This window comes from uncultured Leptotrichia sp., from assembly GCF_938036635.1.
Taxonomy (GTDB): domain Bacteria; phylum Fusobacteriota; class Fusobacteriia; order Fusobacteriales; family Leptotrichiaceae; genus Leptotrichia; species Leptotrichia hongkongensis.
In genome coordinates this window covers 1-2,910 of record NZ_CALHQO010000265.1, presented here as the reverse complement: position 1 = coordinate 2,910, position 2,910 = coordinate 1, and the positions used below count along the sequence as shown (strand labels likewise).

General features: G+C 26.4%; 4 protein-coding genes. All 4 read left to right on the top strand.

What is annotated here, in order from left to right; genetic code table 11:
- The first annotated feature begins 659 nt into the window (after positions 1-659).
- Positions 660-1,073: a hypothetical protein gene (locus tag Q0370_RS05185; protein WP_299573009.1), complete on the top strand. Its 414-nt coding sequence runs from the start codon at positions 660-662 to the stop codon at positions 1,071-1,073.
- A gap of 11 nt (positions 1,074-1,084) precedes the next feature.
- Positions 1,085-1,603, top strand: coding sequence for a hypothetical protein (locus tag Q0370_RS05180; protein ID WP_299573007.1), 519 nt, complete (start codon positions 1,085-1,087; stop codon positions 1,601-1,603).
- A 95-nt stretch (positions 1,604-1,698) separates the two neighbouring features.
- Positions 1,699-2,340: a hypothetical protein gene (locus Q0370_RS05175; RefSeq protein ID WP_299573005.1), complete on the top strand. Its 642-nt coding sequence runs from the start codon at positions 1,699-1,701 to the stop codon at positions 2,338-2,340.
- Positions 2,341-2,345: 5 nt separating this feature from the next.
- Positions 2,346-2,744 (top strand): hypothetical protein, encoded by a 399-nt coding sequence (locus tag Q0370_RS05170; protein WP_299573003.1) that lies wholly within the window; start codon positions 2,346-2,348, stop codon positions 2,742-2,744.
- The last annotated feature ends 166 nt before the right edge of the window (positions 2,745-2,910 follow it).

The following is a 2,910-nucleotide window of genomic DNA, read 5'->3' as shown; positions in this document are numbered from 1 at the left end:
AATTTTCAGAAGATGTTTTTATGATGAACAATATAAGTATGAAAAGAAAGGTAGGGGACATAATAGAAGGAAATCTGTTTATATCCTGGATAACAGAATTTGAGAGAATAGACGAAGAATTAATGTATATACAAATGAATATAATGGAATAGCAGCAGTAGTAGAAATAACAGAAGTCATAAATGAATTTACTTATTATGCAAAAAACCCCATTGTAAACAGGGATATAATTCTGGATATGGAAAAGGATATGAATCTAAAAAAAAGAGATAGAATTTACATAGAAGGAAGTTTACAAATAGAACTTGAAGAATATAAGGAAAGGCTTGGACTATTGGAAATATAATATAAAGATAATACTATTTCTTCAGAAATGAAAATTAGAAGTTTCTGAAGGGGATTTGAAAATTTACCAAATAAGAACTTTATTGAATAGACAAATATATTAAAAATAACATCCTCAAATCGTCAAGATATTTTAAAATATTTTAGAAAAATAATCTAATGCTTCACAGAATGCAAAACAGCTTTACTAATAACCTAAGGCTGCTTTACCATAAAATATTGAAAATTGTTATAGAGTTAAGTATGAATTTGATAGTGCATATCAGAATAGAATTCTATTAGTGGAGTATAAATCGCCAATTACTTCTTTAAGCTTGACTAATTATTTTAAAACTCAACCGCTGGTAAATTTGGTGGAAAATCCAAAATTGACTGTCCCAATAATAGGCAATAAACTAAATTATGTTTTTGGTGAGGCAACAGGAAGAAAACATAATTTAGAAAGAACAAATGAAATGGCTTTAACATTAAAAGGAATAGGTATAAATAATGATACTTTAGGTAGAAAAGTTGTTTATAACAATCTAGTGAATACGTTTCATAATCCCCATTCTGTAATTAACAGAGAATCATACTATAATCCTTATGATGGTATTACATATAATAAAACTGAAAGAGAAGCATTTTTAATGGGACCAGCAGGAGGAGTTAAAATAAGTTCTATTTGGTGGAATAATGAATTAAAAACTGTTAAAATATATGGACATAGAAATAAAGCTGGGGAGTGATAAAAAATAAAATGGAAAAATATGAATTAAAAATATTAAATGATGACTTTGAAAATCGTACAAAATATAAAATTACTTCAGATCAAATAATAACATTAGATAATGGTGAAGGAAGAATAAGTATTGCCTTAATAGAAAATACAGAATCAAAAAAAAGATTTGTTTTTAAATATTTTGATGCAGGTGTATCTCCTGAAATATTATCCATTGAAGGAAAAGAATTAATTTTTTTAGGAATTCAATTTGAAATAATAAAAATTGATTTAAAAAATAATGAATTAAAATCTGTTATAAAATTTTCTTCTAATTTCTTTTTTGAATTTTTAGAAACTAAAGATTTTATAATTTCAATTTTTGAAATGGGTATTTGTGTTTTTTATAAAAATGGAACAATAAAATGGTATATGGAGTTGCCTGAAATTTTAATAGATTGGGAAATTGTAGGAAATGATATAAAACTAACTTTTTTTGATAAAAAAATTTCTATTCAATCTATAGAAACAGGAAAAATCAAGTTTATTTCAAATTGATTAAAAATAAAAAATAATAATCCAATATTTGATGATTTAGAGCAACAAATTCTAGCGGAGAAATCTTATATGATCAAACAGTAATAAAACAGTTATTGCAGATAGGACATACAACAGAATATGACTTGGTGTCTAGAATGAGTACAATGCTAAAATATCCAGTTACAGTATACAATCCTAATGTAGTAGCATTAAGTACAGCTGACTATTTTAATATTCCTAAACTTTATGATTTACTCGTATCTTTTAGTTCATCTAGATTATACAGTGTTGTTCCTGAAATGCATGAATTAGATAAGGAGAGATATACTTTTAGACCAAATGAAACTGGATATGTGAAGAATCCAACAGCACAGAATATAACAAATTATATAAATAATACAAATTATTTAGGAACAGGTGGGAAAAAAGGTTCGTTAAACGGATTATACATGTATGTTGTAGATGCCAATAATAATATTATAATTAGAAATAGAGCAACAGGGATGGTTTCTGGTCTTATAGGTACAGATTCATTACCTCATCCGACATTAATAGGCGGCTTTAATCCGCAAGTACAAGGTGCTGGAATTGTAACTATTCAAGGTGGAAAAATAATCAAAGTGGATAATGCCAGTGGACATTTTAGACCTGACTCAAGTTCATTAGGTAAAGTTGAAGAATTATTTTTAAATAAAGTCCCAGATAAATATTATGATAGAAAATTTGAGGGATTTATTCCGTATGAAAAGGAGTGAAATAAATGAAACAAAATTATTTAGGAACCTATGGAGTATTAAAAGATATATCAAATATATTAAATTACATTTATCTTGAAGATTTGGAAAAATCAAATGAAAATCTTGGAGTAACGATATTGAAATGTATAGAAGAAAAAAAAGAATATATAGTAGTGCAATCATTAGGAGGAAAGGCAAAATTTCGAATAAAGCGAGAAGTGTATGAAATAAAAGATAAACCTAAATTCAATATCGGAGATAGAGTCAAACTGCTTAAGTATCCAGAACTTGAAGCTAATGTAAGTAGGATTTGTTGGCATAATAAGGATAAAAGAATTTATTATCTTCTTAATGTTAAAAATGATAAAAGAAAAAGTACAAGCAGATATTATGAAGATGATAATAAGTTTGAAAAAGTATAAGTAAATATTTTACATAAGTGTATACTCAGATTTCTCATGTAGTTAATTATGTGAGAAATTTGAGTTCTCCTTAATTTTTCAGTATTTCATAGCAAAGCAGCTTTACTAATGACCTAAGGCTGCTTTACCATAAAATATTGAAAATTGTTATAGAGTTAAGTATGAA